The sequence below is a fragment of the Dyadobacter sp. 3J3 genome, from assembly GCF_009801115.1.
In the GTDB taxonomy this organism is placed as follows: domain Bacteria; phylum Bacteroidota; class Bacteroidia; order Cytophagales; family Spirosomataceae; genus Dyadobacter.
Genome location: NZ_VTOL01000004.1, coordinates 440,666 through 458,717, shown reverse-complemented (window position 1 = coordinate 458,717; position 18,052 = coordinate 440,666). Strand labels below are relative to the sequence as shown.

Below are 18,052 nucleotides of genomic sequence, written 5' to 3'. Positions count from 1 at the left end.
AACGGACGTAGTAAATAACGTCAACTTCTCTCTTTACAATTTTTCGCTCTATACTTGTATTAACATTCGTACCCTTGCAGCCCTCAATAATTCCAAAACTCAAATATCCTACTCCCTCAACAACCAAACATCCGAAATCTTCGAATTCTTCCGCCAGTTCAGATCGGATTCTTCCGGGCCGTCGAAGGTGACCGAGATTTTGCCGTCTTGCGTGAGGGATAACGGGACGATCCATTCTTTGAACGAATCCTGCTCCTTGTTGTAAATTTTTGGAGAAAGTCTTTGTCCATCCACACGTAAAAGCGCCTCGCCATATCCCGCCACGCGGATGATGTACCGCGCGCCCGGATCCAGATTTATATAATCGAGCGCCGGTTCTCTTTGGAAAAGCTGGAAAGAAAGCCGTTTTCTGCTTTTTCCACTGTCCCACCAGGCCACATCCGTTGCGTCATCGGAAATCGTTTTTACACGCGGCCCCTTGCTCACACTGGAAATATCATCGTAGTAACTTCCTTCTCCGGGATTTTCCCAGGTCGCTATACGTTTCAACATTGCCAACTGTTCAGCAGGCTCTTTTATCTTTTTGATCTTCTCAAATTCGTCGGCTAGCCACCAGCGGTTGTTCAGCGGATAATCTACAAAATCCATCACCGCACCGCGTTCCGGATTTCGTGGTTTGTGTTTGGCCGAGCTCGTTTGCAAACCGATGGAAATGTACAAGGCGTCGCTCAGGTCTTCAATGTGTTTGCGGATATCTCTGGCAATCGGCTCGGTATCGGCTTTGTTGACAATCGACAGCGCCTGATCCATGGATTTTGCGATGGTCTTGTTATCTGCTTTGGCCAGGATTTCGTTTGCCTGTTTTTCCAGTTCCTGCTCATTGATCAGTCGCAGCCGGGTATATTCGTCGTAATATCCTCTCAGCAAAAGCATTTGCCAGCGCCAGTTATCTTTCAATTTGGGATTGGTGCTTTCCAGGTTTTTCCAGAACTGGTAGGTCATTTCAACGCCTCCGTTTTCAGCCAGAGCACTTTTCCAGTTTTGTTCCAGCGCCTCAATGCCACTGGCAACGGCGTTATCAATATTTTTACCAAAGAAAAAACTTGCATATTCTTTCAATATCTGGTGCACATCCTTTTTCACATCCCAGGCACGCATGCTCCACAAAACCTTGTTCACATCATCATGGCTTCCATCGGAATAAGACACAAAACCATCGGTGAAGGGCGCGTATTTTTCATGGATTTTGGCAAAAGCATAAGGCCGCGGATTCACGGATTCCCTTCCGAGCGTCAAAGCAAAAGCCTGGTCATACTTTTCAACAGGAAATTCACAGCGAATGGCATGGGTTATGTCGGGATACTCGCGGTGCTGATATTGTTTCGGAAGCCGGTAACGGGTTTCAGCCATTGGTGGACTACCCGGTCCGGATACCACGCCCTGAAGCCAGGTCGGTTTTTCCGTTTCAAGATATTTGTAAAAATAATCGATCTGTTCCACGCTGAATCCCTGTAACGAAATCCACATTTTGGCGCTGGGATGATATTTCACCAACCGGCTTTGCAGCTCTTTCAAAAACGGCATCACGTCCGATGGCTCATTCTCCCCAGGATCACCGCCGGGGAAAAATATATGATCAAGGCGAGGTGCTTTTTTGTAAAACTCCTCATGCATTTCAATCTCTGCTTTTCGCTTGGTTTCATCCTTCAGATTGAAAGTGGCCGGCGTCCAAACCCAGTAATCCATGTCATATTTCTGACACATTTCACTCATTTTGATCCGCATTTCAGCAGAAGAAATTTTAAAATGTGGACTCGGCGCTTCACCTTCCTGGAAAGGAATTCCTTCAATGGCATTAGTTCCAAAAATCGCCAGTTCGCGGATGTACTGATCGAATTGTCCGGTTGTCCAGGCGTCGTATGTATTGGCGGTAGTCCGGTATCCCAACTGATGGCCGCGGATCGGATAATCCGGAGAAGATGCAAAATCAGCTTTTTCATCCAGTTGAAGTATATTTTTATCCATTCTCAAATTCCGGAGCAACCAGCCGGAGCCGAAAAGAATTCCACGTGAATCCGCTCCGATGATCCAGATAATATTTCCTTTTTCAGAAGTTTCTGTCACAATACGATATCCTTCTTTTTTAAATTCAGGATTGTCGGCAGTTCTTTTTGCCGGAGCTATTTTTCCAAATAATTCAGAATCTGTTGCCAGAACGAGTGCAATAGTCGGCACTCCGGCTTTCGGCCAGACGGCCGAATTCTTCAAACCAAAACCTGTTCTTTTTGCTATTTCCTCCGAAAGTACCGCCGCTGCCGTTTCCTTCATTGGGGATGAAATATTGGGTGAAACCAGCAATATCGTATTTTTCAGATTTATAGTCTGCGCATATAAGGAATGACAGAAACCGGAAAGAATCAACAAAATACAACTTGCCGACATTTTAAAAGCTGGCAGAAAACCGTAAGACTGAATTTTTAAACGCATAAAAAGAAATACTTCCGTGGCAAAATTACTTTCTTCTATATACTTCAAATTCGTTCATTAAGGCCAGTTAAGGAATCTCCATCCTTTTATAAAACAAAACAGGGCTGCCCAAAAAGCAACCCTGTTTTTGAAAATCCCTAAACCCTATGCTTTCCCGTAAACGCCTGTCAGATATTCTTCAACTGTCGCCGGTTTTCTGCCTAATATGTTTTCCAATGCACCATTTGTTCCTTCAAATTCACCCAAACCAATCGCCTGACTGAAACCGGCAACAAGTCCGGCAACTTCCGCAGTAGCACCAGCGTTTGTCAGCGTTTCGATAAACTCAGAAACAGGTGGATTTACATAAGTAATTGTTTCGCCTGTAATTTTTGAAATGATCACAGCAATTTCAGTAAAATTAACTGCTTCGGAACCGGCCAGTTCAATGGACTGATTATCGAATTTCCCAGTTTCATCCAATAAAATCAATGCGCCCGCCTCTGCGAAATCTTCTCTTGCAGCAAAAGCCGTTTTCCCCTCACCTGCTGGTAAATAAATGGTTTTGTTTTGAAGAAGATGCTCACCCGCAAACATGGGAATGATATCTGAATACAAACCGTGTTGTAAAATCGTATAACCAACGCCGGACGCTTTCAACACTTTTTCGGTATATAAATGGCTTTCTGAAATAAATCTGATCGGCGAATCCGCGGATTCCGTTTTACGCTGAAAGCTTGTGTACAGAATATGTTTTACGCCCGCTTCCTTTGCTGCATTGATTACGTTTTCATGTTGCTCACCACGATTATGGTCCAATCCGGAAACCAGGTACAGTTTGTCGACACCATCAAATGCTTTCAAAAGGGCTTCGCGGTTTTCATAATCGCCCACATGAATTGTAACACCTTTTGTTTTAAACGCTTCTGCTTTTGCCGTATCACGAAGCAGAATGGTAATGTTTGAAGCTTCTGTTTTTTCCAAAAGGAAATTTGTCACTGCTCCACCAAGATGCCCTGTGGCACCGGTTATCAAAATCTTACTCATATCTTTTTATATTTTAAACCAATAGTTACTTTTGTATAGTTAAAGGTAAATAGTAACTTAACTACCCACAAGAACGTACGTAAAAATCAATTACTTACCTTGAAGTAACTTTTGCTGAAAATCAATCGATTATGATAAAAGATAATTTAAAAAAATACGAAATAATAGACGATTGTCCCGTACGAAATGTACTGGATCGTGTCGGTGACAAGTGGTCTATTCTGGTTATTTCAATTTTGGGAGAAAGTGGCACGTTGCGGTTCAATGAGCTAAATGCAGTTATTGGCACCATTTCTCAAAAAATGTTGGCTGTGACACTGAAAACATTGCAAGCCGACGGACTTGTTTCACGGAAAATTTATCCTCAGGTTCCTCCGCGAGTCGAATATACACTAACGCCGCTTGGAGAAAGTTTGCTCCCGGCCATGTCACTGCTTGTGAATTGGGCTTTGGAAAACATGCCTGCGATCAAGGCATCGCGGGAGGAATATTCGAATCGGAAAGAGTTGGTTTGAGGAGATTTATTGATTTTCAATAATTAAATTTCAGGTAATGTGAAAGGTCTGTGGGGACACAGACCTTGGAAAGAGGGAGACACAGATCTTGGAATTGGGGACAGATACCTTGGGATAATTCAGAGAAGAATAAATATTTATGCACCCATAGCAAAGGTATTTTCGTCCGCATTTTTGTTCAACAAGGCTGCTCCCAAGTCATCATGCGTTACTGCATATTCCAGGACAGACTTTACAAAATCATTTAATGTTACATCATATTGTGCTGCTAAAATTGCCGCTTTTTTATGCAATGCAGATGGAACACGTACGTTAAAAACCCCTTTATAAGTTTTATCCGGAGACTTATTTAATTGTTTACAAGTTTCCAGATAATCATCAATTGCTTCTTTTAAAGCATTTTTAAGTTCATCCACAGAAGTTCCTTCAAAAAGTATAAGATCATTGATTCCAATAATTTTACCGAAAAATACTTCATCCTCTGAACTGTAATTGATCGAGGCTGTATAGCCATTATATGTTAAGGAATTTACCATTTAGATTTCCTGTTTTCTTTTAAAATAATTATTAACTGATCAATTACATAAGTCTTTACTATCATTTTAGGATGCGGCTTATGTAACGTGATGATAAATTTATTCTCATCACTGAATTTTCTTCTGGACCCAGCAGTTTTTCCGGCAGCAATTTCAGTATAACCATAAAAATTCAGGACTAATACTAATTCGTCCCATGTCAAGTCTTTTGGTTTGCTTAAAAAGCGAATCACCAATTTATTTATCTTGCTCAAGTGCGTGTTATATTTGTAACTAATATTTAGTTACAAATATAGAAATAAATATTGTATCTACTTGTATATCTTTCAATCTGTCAAGTACATAAGCCATCGAACGAAATCAAAGTATCGTATTTGGATATTTTCGCACTCAATAAACGAACTTCGTCACCTACTATAACAAAATCTCAATTTTTCAATTCCCCTACCCCCACAATCCAACTTTTCACTCTTTAATGCAATATTTTTTTCGAAATTTATGTTACTTATTCGTAAGATATAAGAGTTGACACCTACCGTTGAATAAAATTTCTTTCCTGTCGCCAAGATTCTTTTTGGTACAATATTTTAAGGTATCATGAATTATGTTGACACAAAGTCCACATATGTATCGTATCTATCATAAACCAGATTGACGCTACTGACCATGCATATATTAGTTACCAGGGTTGACGCTATCGGAGATGTTGTTTTGGCTCTGCCAATTTGTGGATACATAAAGGAGAGCTTTCCTGGTGCACGCGTTTCAATTTTAGCCAGAAAATATACTAAACCGGTCGTTGATGCCAGCGATTCCGTTGATAATTTTATTGATTACGAGGAGATTTTCGCAATGCCTTATCACGAGCGGGTTGCCTTCATCAAGCAGTTTAAATTTGATGCGATCCTGCATTTGATTACTCAACCGGATTTGAACAACCTGGCAAAAGATGCCGGAATTCCAATACGGATTGGTACGATAAGTCGCCCTTACCATTGGCTGAAATGCAACAGACTGGTTTGGCTTCGCCGAAAACAATCGGATGATCACGAGGCTTTGCTACATTTTCGGCTACTCAGACCGCTTGGGATAAAAACAGTCCCTGAAAAACTATGGCAGTATTATCAGCTTAATCATTTTGCAGAACTTCCGAAAGAATTTTCATCGCTTTTGAATACGGATAAATTCACAATAATCCTTCATCCAAAATCGAATGGAAATGCCCTGGAATGGGATTTAAAACGCTTTTCTGAACTTATCGCATTACTGGATCCGGAGGTATACAGAATATTTATAACCGGCTCGGAAAAAGAAAGAATTGAATTAAAATCCTGGGTTGAAAGTTTGCCACCACATGTGGTAGATTTAATGGGAAAACTGCCTCTCGATCAGCTTATTTCGTTTATCCGTAAAACGGATGGACTCTTGGCCGCAAGTACCGGACCCATGCACCTGGCAGCAGCGACAGGAATTAATACATTAGGATTATTTCCGAAAAACAGACCTAAACATGCCGGAAGATGGGGCCCCATTGGACCAAAAGTAGGTTATATACAAACTAAAACCGAAGACCTGGATAGTATTTCGGCCTGGGATGTTTTCAGAAAAATAAAACAGTGGAAGAAAATCAGAGACACAAAATCAGTTTCGAATTAGTTGAAAGCCGGATATTAACTGATCAGGCTTTTTCTTTTATGGTTTTAAAACGACTGAAAATTTTCTTTGGAACGTATGCCACAATACATAAAAGCACAAGGATCAACGTCGCTTTCCAGGCAGAGGAAAATCCCTTAAACTGAAAACTTCCGTCGGGGGCCATGTCATAAAACACGCCAAATTTTTCAGTGATTACCATATCTTCTCTAAAAGGCTCTGCCTCACTGAACCAGGTTTTGGTGATCACTTTTCCGGTAGTATCAATATAAGCGTATTTATCATTCAGCTGGATCATAGCCACTCCATGTTTAAAATAGGAAGCAGACTGATAAATGATCGGCGTAGTAATTTTCCCGGTTGTATCAATGTGGCCAAACTTTCCATTCAGAGAAACCGAAGCTCTGTTTTCATCCATAAACCGTCCGGCATAATCATATAAAAACGGAATTACAGTTTCTCCCTTTTTATTAATGCAACCCCATTTATTTCCTTTTTTCACCCAATATCGTCCCAAAGACGGTTTTTGAGTATCGTCATAAAGGAATGGAATTATAATTTCTCCTGTTTTTGAACTGATATATCCAAACTTGTTTCCATATTTTACTCTTGCCAAACCACGACCGGAATGTTTGTAAATCAGATCAATATCATCCAACGCAACCGGCACCCGGAGAATCAGATTTTTATCAACAATCCCGAATTTTCCATGGTAATAAAAGCGGAAAGGTTCTTTTGCTTTTTTAATATCAATTTCAGTATACCGTCCGAAATTCCAGTTAAGGGTTGTCAAATTTCCGTTTACATACCAGATAAAATCCTCCTGACAATCGTGGTACGCAACATAAGCTGCCTGTGCTTTTCCAATTAAAAAATCGTTTGGAAACAACTCAACTGGTATTTTATAAATTTCCTTTCCCAGCGTATCAAGATAAGTCAGCCCGAACTGTCTACCTTTTGGATACATGACATACGTTATTCCACCCTTGAATTCCCCTGCGCCGCGATAGATTGGCGGAATTACTATTTTCCCGCTTTTATTGAGATATCCATGCATTCCCAAAGCACCCTGATGATTTTCAAAAGTCACAAATTCGGCCAGACCGTTTGAAAAATTACCGATGTCCCGGTAGGCCGGAGTCAGCTTGTTACCGTTTTTATCTACCACAAAACTACTATATGCACCGCCGGATTTATCAATCGTTTTGACGACATATACATTTCCAAACTGCGTATATTCCTGGTATTTTTTAAGCCATTCCGGATTTTCAGCGGCATTTGCCTCAATAGAAAAGCATATAATCAAAAGAATAAAAAGTGCTAAAAATATACGGGTTTTGGCAATCATAAAAATTTATTTTTAACATAAAAAGAGAAATTCCATTTTGATAAAGATATAACTAATAAATTAGTTATATTAATTTTATTAACAGAAAAATTTCTCACTTATAAAAACTGGACGGTAAGATAATTTTCTTTTTTGTAAAAAAACCATCAATAAACGCCCAATGGCATAATATTGATGGTTTTACGCTTATAAATACAACGTTTCAAAACTATCTTACAATCAAAACTTTCTGATTTAATACCCTTTCATTTCCCTGCAACCGCACAATGTACATACCTGACGCTACGGATTCAACGGGTATATTCAGATCACCGCTTTGGTTGGTGATATCTCTTTTCATTAAAACATTCCCGTTTGCACTTACCAGTTCAAATGAATTAAATGGTTCTTCAATCATTAGATGCATCATTTTGCTGTCGATCAAAGATGGCCGTACAAAATTCGAACTGATATTTTCATTACCTGAATTAATACTGATGATTGTTGAATATTTGAAACTATCATCTTTATCAACCATTTTCAAACGATAATAAAGTGTTTGAGCACTATTAACCGAATGAAAAAACTGATAGTCTCCTCCAGTCAGGCTACCTTTGGGATATACGCTACCAACTTGTGAAAAGCTTTTTGCGTTAGTACTGAACTCAACATCAAAAAGCCGGAAGTCTTTCTCCATTGCCGTTTTCCAGTTCAATTTTACACCTTCATTTCCAGATGTTCCTGTAAAACTGATCAACTCTACCGGTAAGGGATTTTGCGTAGTCAAATTGTAAATGATACCGGACGTTAAAGAAACTGCATAAATTTCACCATTTTCTGCCTCTCCAAAATCAGCAATATCGGTAAAAGAAGTAGTCCGAACTGTTGTAGCAATGGTTCCACCAACAGGACCTATAATATGAAGATCACCCGATTTAAAATCACCTCCAATATAATACCCCTGAAATTCAGGATGTAGGGTCCCTCGGTAAACAACACCACCTACGACAGAATTTCCAGCGGTACTATTTGTCACATACTCATGTATAGGGAAGTGATACTGGGCATTGGGTATACAATAAGCGCTATTATATGTCAGGCTTCCTTCATAACAGCCCCATCCATAATTTGCAGCTGATAAAGTTGCCGCGGTACGATGATTAATTTCTTCCCTGGCACCTTGCCCTACATCTCCGATCCACATATCACCTGTTCCGCTGTCAAAACTCCATCGAAAAGGATTTCTTAATCCTGTTGCAAAAACCTCATTTTTACCACCATTTCCGTCAGGATAAGGATTGTCAGCAGGATTTGTATAAATGGGCCCATCATCGGTTGTATTGACAGCCATTCTCAAAATTTTACCAAGGAGCCTTGTTGGATCCTGTGCATTATTATTAGGATCGCCCCCACCACCGCCATCACCAATGGAAAGATATAAATAGCCATCACTACCAAAATGAAGCTCGCCACCATTATGATTTGCCTGACCAGGGTGGAGAATTGTTTTTACAATGGTTTTTGAACCTGGATTACCCAGATTTGGATTTCCTGGATCTACTTTATATCGGGCAATTTCCAAATTGCCGTCAAGATTGTTATAATAAACAAAAAATGTCCCGTTGGTTTCATAGTCCGGATGAAACGCCAGACTTAACAGTCCTTGCTCGCCATTGTTTAAAACTCCTGCCACCGTAAGAAAAGTACCAAGCGATGTAAAAGCCGAATTATATACTTTGATATCGCCGCCCTTTTGGACAATAAAAATCCGGTTTGTTCCGTCACCGGCGTTGACAAGTTGAATAGGAGAGCTTAGCCCACTGGGAATTACAGATTTAAAATAAATTGCAGGCTGTGAGTAACTTTCATTTTTACAAAATAGCAAACCAAGAATTAATAGCATTACGAAACTTCCGATCCTTATTTTTGAGTTGAATTTTTCCATGGTTGATGAATTTAACGACGAGATATAGTTGTACAACTATTTCTATAACATCCATGCCATATAGTAGAAAAAATTCTAATATATCGAAATTGATTAGAAAATTTAGTATTAATTAATAAAGACATGTTAAGAAAAAGGTCACTATCTTAACATGTCTTTTACTTGTGTTAAAAATTTACTTTTTTTTTAACACATTATCGTGAGTTTACATTGCTTAATAACTGGAACAAAGCCGAATTGACATAATAATTTTCCTTACCCAATTTTACTTTGCTAATCAACCCTATTTTTTCCAGTTCATTTAAATATTTAGATGCAGTTTTTGGCAGGCTTAATCTTATGCGGTTTTTATAGCTTTGCATTTCTGCTTTTATACCCTCCAACAAAACTATGGTTTGCCTGGAAATACTTTCGATACCTTCCAGGATAAATAGAATCCAATTTTCCCAATTACCGCTATCTCTCACCTCTTGCAGTAATTCGTAATAACTTTTTTTGTTTAGGTTAATATATCTACTCAAATATAAAATGGGCAAATTTAAGAGGTCTTGCTTAACAAGATATAAAATATTAATGATACGTCCGGTTCTACCATTGCCATCATAAAAAGGATGAATGCTTTCAAACTGATGATGAATAACTGCCATTTTTACTAATGGGTCCAAATCGCTCAACTCATTATCATTAATAAATTGTTCCAAATTGTCCATTAGTTTGACAATTTCATCAGGATCTTGTGGTGGCATATATACAACTTCACCCGTCTGCTGGTTTTTCAAAGCCGTCCCCGGAAGTTTTCTAAAACCAGCATTATTCCCTTCAATTTCAGACTGTATCCTTAAAATATAACTATTCGTAAGAATACCGGTTTCCTTTACAATTTGGAATCCATATTGTAAAGCTTTGGAATAATTAAAGACTTCCTTAGCTGCAATACTTACGAATTGCTGGGTAAGTGCATTACTCTGATACAATTCATCATGAGTTGTGATAATATTTTCAATAGCAGAACTCTCCTTTGCTTCCTGCAAAGAAAGTGTATTAACCAATATCGCTTCGTTCGGGATACTTTTCGCAACACCTTTTAATTCAGCCAACGCCTGATGAGCCTTCGCAACTTTTTTCAAAATTGCTTTTGTCTCAACGTCCTGCTTCAACGGAAGTAACGGAATTGTCATCTGCATATTTTTAATATCGTAATCCAACCCGAAACCTGACCTTTAAGAACTTTACTGCATCAAAATTCACTCATAATAAAACGTCCCAGCCTCACTTGTAATCGTCAGTTTCTTAACCGGAGAAGCTTCCACACGTCCAATAATCTGCGCTTCAATGCCGAATGATTGTGATATTTCTATAACACGGGCAGCATTTTCTTCGGATAAATAAACTTCCAGTCTATGCCCCATATTAAAAACCTTATACATTTCCTGCCATGAAGTCTTACTTTCTTCCTGAATCAAACGGAATAAAGGTGGAACCGGAAGCAGATTATCTTTTATAATATGCAGGTTATCAATAAAATGCAAAATCTTGGTTTGAGCACCGCCGCTGCAATGTACCATGCCGTGGATTTGCGGACGAAGTTCATCCAATAATGCTTTTGCTACCGGAGCATAGGTTCTTGTTGGGGATAGAATTAATTGTCCAACATTCAAATCAGTTCCTTCAACAGCATCGGTAAGTTTTTTTGAACCGCTATAAATCAGATCATTATTAACTTCCGGATCAAAACTTTCAGGATATTTTTCAACAAGATATTTTCCTAGCACATCATGGCGCGCGGAAGTTAATCCGTTGCTGCCCATGCCTCCGTTGTAAGAAGTTTCATAATTCGACTGACCATAAGAAGCAAGTCCAACAATTACGTCGCCAGCTTTAATATTAGCATTATCAATAACTTCCGATCTTTTCATTCGGGCAATAACAGTACTGTTCACAGTTACGGTCCGTACCAGATCGCCAACATCAGCCGTTTCTCCGCCGGTACTATATATTTCTACGCCGTAGCTGCGCAGCATTTCCAGAATTTCCTCGGCGCCATTAATCACCTGCGCAATTACTTCACCCGGAATCCTGTTTTTATTTCTGTCGATTGTAGATGAATAAAGCATCGGGCCTGTGGCGCCAACACACAATAAATCATCGGTATTCATTACGATGGCATCCTGCGCAATACCTTTCCAAACGGAAATATCACCGGTTTCTTTCCAGTACAAATAAGCCAGCGAAGTTTTGGTACCCGCTCCGTCCGCGTGCATAATGGTGCAATATTCCGGATCTCCGGCAAGCGTATCAGGAACAATTTTGCAAAAAGCTTTTGGATATAACCCTTTGTCAATATTCTCGATTGCCTTGTGTACGTCTTCTTTCGATGCAGATACGCCGCGTTGCAAATAACGGTCGGTGGTTTCCATGCGTTAAGTATGGTTAAATCTAAATTTCTTCTTAAAGGGTGCAAAAATAGGAAAAAAGATGGGGGGAATGAAGCCTAACCTTACGATTGACAAACACAATCCTAAAAGCACTGGCTATTAATGACTTACCAGACAAATTAAGAAAGTTCACAAAAACTTAATTCTTTAAAATTTCTTAGATGCCAAAACCTTCTTATCTTTAAACTTCTTAGGTATTTAACAGGAAACACAATATTTTCTATTGGCCTAAGTTTAAGTATCAGAACCTAAACCAATCTGAATGCAGAATTTGATTCAACGTACCGTTTTCACAAGCTTGTTAATTTGTGCTCTTTTATCTGGCAATACTGCTCATGCAAGATCATTAAATCCTCCAAAAACAGCCGCTGATACGCTCAATCCAATTGAATCTCTGGTATCTTTCGCCGATAAACATCTTCATATCCGTTACCGCTCAGGCGGAACTTCCAAAAAAGGTTTTGATTGCTCCGGTTTTGTCCGCTATTGTTTTAGCAAATGGGATATTCTTTTGCCGCATTCAAGTGCCGCTCAATCTGAAAAAGGAGAACAAATAGATCTTTCTGCTGCCCGTAAAGGTGATTTGATTTTTTTCAAAGGACATAGTTCCAAAGATTCCCGTGTGGGGCATGTTGGCATTATTACTGAAATAGCTCCGGGTTATGTACGCTTCATCCATTCTGCCTGGAACGGCGGTGTGCGTTATGATCTGCTGAGTGCTGATTATTACCAAAAACGCTTCGTAGCCATCCGGCGGATGATTAATTAATATATTTAGGTTACACAGAGAAACACGGAGGTAAAAAGAGGGACACAGAGATTTTTTTATAGAAACTCTGTGTCCCTCTCCTTTTTCTCAGTACACCCGCGCGGCGTCCGCTCCGTGTAACCTGACAAATTAGCGAAACAATTTCCTCCGCTTTTCCTTAATAGATTGTAAATTTGTAGAAATATGAGGCGGATTAGGATTAATACCTCTGTGTAGCTCAATCCTACTCTGTGCACCTCTGTGTAACCATAATTCTTCTACTGATTTTGAAACTCTGGCAAAAAGAAAATACCGTTACTTCTGAAAAAATAGAACGCTTCACTGTCGGCCGTGATCGTGAAATGGATTTGCATCTTGCTGAATTTGATGTGCTGGGAAATCTGGCGCATGCAACAATGCTTGAAACAATCGGATTACTGACGACAGACGATCTGATTGCGCTGAAAGCGGAACTGATTGAAATTTACGCGCAAATCCAGCAAGGCAATTTTGCTATCGAAGATGGTGTTGAAGACGTTCATTCGCAGGTGGAATTGATGCTGACGCGCCAATTGGGCGACATTGGCAAAAAAATCCATAGCGGACGTTCCCGTAACGATCAGGTTTTGGTCGATATGAAACTTTATACGCGTGACCGTCTTTTTCAGGTTGTTCAGGCTACTGAAAAACTTTTCGATGTATTGATCAGCAAGTCGGAAGAGCATAAAAATGATCTTTTGCCGGGTTATACGCATTTGCAGATCGCCATGCCGTCTTCTTTCGGTTTATGGTTTGGTGCTTATGCCGAAGGTTTGATTGATGATGTGATTCAGTTAAATGCTGCGTATCGTTTAGCCAATAGAAATCCGCTTGGCTCTGGTGCGGGTTATGGTTCTTCTTTTCCGTTAAATCGTACACTAACCACCGAATTATTAGGATTTGAAGGCATGCATCACAATGTGGTTTATGCGCAAATGAGTCGCGGACGTACGGAACAGGCTGCCTTGACTGCAATTTCTTCTGTGGCTGCAACGGTTTCCCGTCTTGCTATGGATGTATGTTTGTACAACAGCCAAAATTTCAGTTTCATCGTTTTGCCAGACGATCTGACGACCGGAAGCAGTATTATGCCGCACAAGAAAAATCCGGATGTTGCTGAATTACTTCGTGCTAAAACGAACCGGATGAAGGCTTTACCAATGGAAGTTACCATGGTTTTGAGCAATCTTCCATCAGGTTATCACCGGGATATGCAGTTACTGAAAGAAATCCTGATGCCGGCTTTTGACGAAATTCTGGATTGTCTGGATATTGCCGCTTTTATGCTGGAAAATATTAAGGTGAAACAAAACTTGCTGGATGACGCGAAATATGATTTGCTGTTTAGTGTGGAACGTGTAAATGAACTGGTTATCAATGGTGTTCCCTTCCGTGATGCTTACCGCCAGGTGGGGGCAGAAATTGGTGACGGAAGTTACGTTGCCCCACGCGAATTGAAGCATACGCATGAAGGCAGTATTGGGAATTTGCAGAATGATCTGATCAAAGTGCGGATGGACAATGAGTTGGCGCGGTTTGAATTTGATAATGTGAAATCTGCTTTGGCTAATTTAATTATTTGAAATAAAGAAGCCGATCCCTGAAATATATAATATCCTAAAAGAGAAATCAATATTGGGTTAATCCGTTTTTGATTTCTCTTTTTTCTCCAAAACTTCACCTGGCAAGGTATGACGATTATTTCTTCCTCCAACTTTTAAATCGTTACCGTAAATGTCCTTCCTTAAACTCGGTTTGGTTGTTTGTCTTTTTCTTTGGATTACCGTTTTTTCAATAAAACAAAAAGAAGATAAAACAACGATCGTAGCTGATTTGCGGACGAATTTTTCTGATACATTATCAGGAAGACAACTGGCAGGACAATATTGTCGCGCTTGCCATCTATTTCCGGATCCTTCTTCTTTGGACAAAGCAACGTGGGTTAATTCTGTTTTGCCAAATATGGGGTTAAGACTTGGTGTAAAAAGTGCAGGCAGAAATCCCTACGAAGATTTAGCCGAAGTAGAAATAAACCTGATCCGTGCGCAGGGAATATATCCTGAAACCCAATTAATTTCGGACGAGAATTGGGCTAAAATCGTAAAGTATTACGAGACAGAAGCACCGGCAGAACCGTTACCACAAAAAGTAATTCCAGTCACAAATTCACTTCCTTTATTTAAAGCACAGGAAATAAAGCTGGGTGACAAACCTTTCCCACAAACCACTTTACTAAAATTCGATCCGGCAACTTCTCAGATTTATGTCGGTGATGCACAGAATGTTTTGTACGTTTTGGATAATCAATTTAAACTGAAAGATTCCTGGTGGATGGAAAGTCCACCCGTTGATATTGATTTCCAAAAAAATGCATCGCCGCGACTTTTAACCATTGGCCTTTTTCAACCTTCTGAACAAAAACTGGGCAAATTAATTTCTCTGGAAAAGAAGGCATCACCCACAGCCGTAACGATTCAAAATCTGCACAGACCCGTTCAATTCACGGCATCCGATCTTAATATGGATGGAAAAGAGGATGTTATTATCTGTGAATTTGGAAATCATTCCGGGAAATTATTCTGGCTTGATAATTTTCAGCCGACAAAAGAACATATATTAAAAGAATTTCCCGGTGCCAGAAAAGTTGAAATTGCAGATTTTAATAAGGATAGCAAACCCGATCTGATGGTACTTATGGCGCAGGCGCGTGAGCAAATTTCAATCTTTTACAATCTGGGGAATGGAGAATTCAAGGAAAAAACATTGCTAAGATTTCCCCCGCAATATGGCATCAGTTATTTTGAGCTTGCTGATTTTAACAAAGATGGTTTCCAGGACATTCTGGTTACGAATGGAGACAACTGGGATTATTCAGCGATCAGGAAAAACTATCATGGCGTAAGAATTTATCTCAATGACGGAAAAGATAATTTCAAGGAAAGCTATTTCTATCCGTTATATGGCGCTGCCAAAGCCGTAGCACGGGATTTTGATAATGACGGCGACCTTGACATAGCAGCCGTATCTTTTTATACCGAACTGGAAAATCCGGAACAGCAATTTATTTATTTGTCCAACGAAGGGAATTTAAACTTCAAAGCCCACTCTACTCCCGAAGCCGCAACCGGAAAATGGATGACGATGGAGGTCGCAGATTTTGATAAAGATGGCGATATTGACATCATACTTGGCTCCTATTTTCATAATTTATCAGAATTGACGAAGCTGGTTTTTCAGGGTGTTTTGTCATTTCCTCAGGTTTTGGTTTTGAAGAATGGGAAAAATAAATGAGTTTTTCAATAAAAAACCCGGAGTATAAATCCGGGTTCGATACTCACTATTCTACCGTTTCAAACAGATAAAAAGCGTAAGGATCCAGAACGAGATAGTTTTCATCATGCCCTACCTGGAAATATTCCTCCCGCCAATGATCGTATAATTTTGTCGGAATAAATCCATTTTGCTTGAAAGCATACCAGGTCAAATATGCACTGTCCTGACTATAATTAAAGATGCAATATAAATTTTTCCCGTTGCCGTTTCTTACAAATCCAGCTACATGGATATTCTGGCGCGTTAGCCATTTGGTATTTTTATAATCCGCCACAACTGTCAACTTTTTACGAATAGTCAGCAATTTTTTAGTCGCTTCATAAACCCTGTTTTCGATAGTTCCTGCGGATTTTGTCTTCTCATTCTTATCCCAATCGATCACAGGCCTGTGCATCCAGCGATTATCATAGCTTTTTCCAGGATCATTCAGGTAGGAATAATCATTGGTATAACCCGCCTCATCGCCATAAAATAGCATAGGCAATCCCCCCAAAAAGAAACTGTTTGCCTGCATCAAAATAATCTTTTGAATCGACAATGTAATATTTCCCTGATTATTTTCTTTTATCGCTTTTTCCAGTCCGCACAAAGAGGCGAGGGTTCCGCTGATCCGCGCATCCTGTGTTTTCGGATTGACTGAAAACAGCGCACCCGTTGCCGGAGAACCGGGAAAACTTCCTGAGAAATATTCCTTTAAATATTTTCTGTGTTCATAGCTATTATAACCCGCGCTTTCAATCATATAATCGTCGTAACCCAGACCGATATCATCGTGGCAGCGTGTGTAGGTAATCCAGGTTGTACCAAATGGTTTCTCAGCCAAAACAGGTTGTGCCGATAACATCACCGAAACCTGACCCGTTGCCAGTGCATCCCATTGCAGCGCCATTTGTGTTGCATTGTATGCAAAATCACATTCTCTGCCTTGATAACGGCCTTCTCCAAAATATTTCATGATCGCAGCGGGCGCTACAATGGCCTCACCAAGCAAAGCCATTCCGGGCGCGGCAACCTGAACGCATTGTTTTATCAATTGAAGAATAATGTGTGCCTGAGGTAAATTCTGGCAATTGGTCCCGATCTGTTTCCACAAAAAAGCAGGCGCATCGATCCGAAGCACATCCACACCAAGATTTGCATAAAAAAGTACATTATCCAGCATTTCAACCAATACCTTTGGATTGGTATAATTGAGATCCCACTGATACTGATGAAAAACCGTCATGACCCATTTCTGACATTCCTCGATCCAGGTGAAATTTCCTGGTGAGCTCTCAGGGAAAATTTCAGGCATATTTTGTTCGTATTGATCAGGAACAGTCCTGTCATCGAAAAAATAAAAATAATCCTGATACTCCTTATTTCCCGATCTTGCTTTTTCTGCCCATTCATGTTGGCGGGAAGTATGATTCAGTACGATATCCAGCATGATGGACATATCCTTTTCATGCATTTTTTCTCTTACTTTCTTCAAGTCAGCAATACTACCAAATCTTTTATCAACCTTTCTGAAATTGGAAACGGCATAACCGCCGTCGCTTTCGTTGGCGGGACTTTCAAAAACCGGCATCAAATGGAGAAAATTGACACCGAGATCAAGCAAATAATCAAGTTTTTCTGGCATTTTAGCCAGATTATCATGGAAGAGGTCAACATACAAACTCATACCTGCGAGGTCATTACTGAGATACCAGTTTTCATCTTTCGCGTTATCCCGGTTTTTTAAATCCTGGGAACGTTCCAGATGTGTAGAAATCAGAACTTCGATAAGTTTGATGAAATTCTCTTCATATCCCGGATGACCGGCATAAAGCTGCGTGTACAGGTCTCTTATTTCACCTGCATTTAGCGCAAGTTTGGTATAAAACTTTTTGTCAACGCCGGCTATATCCAGATTTTTGTTTTGAACCGCATCGAAAAGCGCGTTGACACCATATTTATTATTCATAATGTACTTATTAAATCCCAAACGAAAATCACTTTTTCTTTCGTCAGTTCAAAGATGCCG

14 protein-coding genes are annotated in these 18,052 nt (G+C 39.8%); 5 read left to right on the top strand and 9 right to left on the bottom strand.

The window, feature by feature from the left end; all coding sequences use genetic code 11:
- Nucleotides 1–108 precede the first annotated feature (108 nt).
- The gene (locus FZF08_RS11510) at nucleotides 109–2,535 is read right to left on the bottom strand and encodes a hypothetical protein (RefSeq protein ID WP_310590590.1); all 2,427 of its coding nucleotides are present in this window, start codon (nucleotides 2,533–2,535) and stop codon (nucleotides 109–111) included.
- A 96-nt stretch (nucleotides 2,536–2,631) separates the two neighbouring features.
- A complete protein-coding gene (locus tag FZF08_RS11505; RefSeq protein ID WP_159468826.1) occupies nucleotides 2,632–3,513 on the bottom strand; it encodes an SDR family oxidoreductase in 882 nt (293 codons plus the stop codon).
- Nucleotides 3,514–3,644: 131 nt separating this feature from the next.
- Here FZF08_RS11505 and FZF08_RS11500 point away from each other — a divergent pair, with 131 nt between their 5' ends.
- The gene (locus FZF08_RS11500) at nucleotides 3,645–4,028 is read left to right on the top strand and encodes a helix-turn-helix domain-containing protein (RefSeq protein WP_159468824.1); all 384 of its coding nucleotides are present in this window, start codon (nucleotides 3,645–3,647) and stop codon (nucleotides 4,026–4,028) included.
- 137 nt (nucleotides 4,029–4,165) lie between these two features.
- On the opposite strand, the gene FZF08_RS11495 is transcribed toward FZF08_RS11500, so the two are convergent.
- Nucleotides 4,166–4,564 carry a type II toxin-antitoxin system HicB family antitoxin gene (locus FZF08_RS11495; protein WP_159468822.1) on the bottom strand — a complete coding sequence of 133 codons (399 nt, stop codon included), beginning with the start codon at nucleotides 4,562–4,564 and terminating at the stop codon, nucleotides 4,166–4,168.
- Nucleotides 4,558–4,818 carry a type II toxin-antitoxin system HicA family toxin gene (locus FZF08_RS11490; RefSeq protein ID WP_159468820.1) on the bottom strand — a complete coding sequence of 87 codons (261 nt, stop codon included), beginning with the start codon at nucleotides 4,816–4,818 and terminating at the stop codon, nucleotides 4,558–4,560. Before FZF08_RS11490 ends, FZF08_RS11495 begins: the two co-directional genes overlap by 7 nt.
- A 412-nt stretch (nucleotides 4,819–5,230) precedes the next feature.
- Here FZF08_RS11490 and FZF08_RS11485 point away from each other — a divergent pair, with 412 nt between their 5' ends.
- Entirely contained in the window at nucleotides 5,231–6,220 is a 990-nt protein-coding gene (locus tag FZF08_RS11485) for a glycosyltransferase family 9 protein (RefSeq protein ID WP_159468818.1), read from the top strand.
- Between the two features lie 22 nt (nucleotides 6,221–6,242).
- On the opposite strand, the gene FZF08_RS11480 is transcribed toward FZF08_RS11485, so the two are convergent.
- The 4 genes from FZF08_RS11480 to FZF08_RS11465 all read right to left on the bottom strand — a co-directional run bounded on the left by FZF08_RS11480 (nucleotide 6,243) and on the right by FZF08_RS11465 (nucleotide 11,906).
- Nucleotides 6,243–7,565, bottom strand: a complete 1,323-nt coding sequence (locus FZF08_RS11480) for a WG repeat-containing protein (protein WP_159468816.1) — start codon at nucleotides 7,563–7,565, stop codon at nucleotides 6,243–6,245.
- A gap of 208 nt (nucleotides 7,566–7,773) precedes the next feature.
- On the bottom strand, nucleotides 7,774–9,489 hold the full coding sequence (locus FZF08_RS11475) for a PQQ-dependent sugar dehydrogenase (RefSeq protein ID WP_159468814.1): 1,716 nt from the start codon (nucleotides 9,487–9,489) through the stop codon (nucleotides 7,774–7,776).
- A 194-nt stretch (nucleotides 9,490–9,683) separates the two neighbouring features.
- Entirely contained in the window at nucleotides 9,684–10,667 is a 984-nt protein-coding gene (locus FZF08_RS11470) for a Fic family protein (protein WP_200837064.1), read from the bottom strand.
- A 66-nt stretch (nucleotides 10,668–10,733) separates the two neighbouring features.
- Nucleotides 10,734–11,906, bottom strand: coding sequence for an AIR synthase related protein (locus tag FZF08_RS11465; RefSeq protein ID WP_159468810.1), 1,173 nt, complete (start codon nucleotides 11,904–11,906; stop codon nucleotides 10,734–10,736).
- Nucleotides 11,907–12,186: 280 nt separating this feature from the next.
- Between FZF08_RS11465 and FZF08_RS11460 the strand changes: the two genes are divergently transcribed.
- From FZF08_RS11460 to FZF08_RS11450, 3 genes are all read left to right on the top strand, one after another.
- On the top strand, nucleotides 12,187–12,693 hold the full coding sequence (locus tag FZF08_RS11460; RefSeq protein WP_159468808.1) for a C40 family peptidase: 507 nt from the start codon (nucleotides 12,187–12,189) through the stop codon (nucleotides 12,691–12,693).
- A 266-nt stretch (nucleotides 12,694–12,959) separates the two neighbouring features.
- Complete coding sequence (gene argH / locus FZF08_RS11455) at nucleotides 12,960–14,294, top strand: argininosuccinate lyase (RefSeq protein ID WP_159468806.1); 1,335 nt, start codon at nucleotides 12,960–12,962, stop codon at nucleotides 14,292–14,294.
- A 151-nt stretch (nucleotides 14,295–14,445) separates the two neighbouring features.
- Nucleotides 14,446–16,002 carry a VCBS repeat-containing protein gene (locus FZF08_RS11450; RefSeq protein WP_159468804.1) on the top strand — a complete coding sequence of 519 codons (1,557 nt, stop codon included), beginning with the start codon at nucleotides 14,446–14,448 and terminating at the stop codon, nucleotides 16,000–16,002.
- A gap of 46 nt (nucleotides 16,003–16,048) precedes the next feature.
- On the opposite strand, the gene FZF08_RS11445 is transcribed toward FZF08_RS11450, so the two are convergent.
- On the bottom strand, nucleotides 16,049–17,992 hold the full coding sequence (locus FZF08_RS11445; protein ID WP_159468802.1) for an alpha-amylase family protein: 1,944 nt from the start codon (nucleotides 17,990–17,992) through the stop codon (nucleotides 16,049–16,051).
- Nucleotides 17,993–18,052 lie beyond the last annotated feature (60 nt).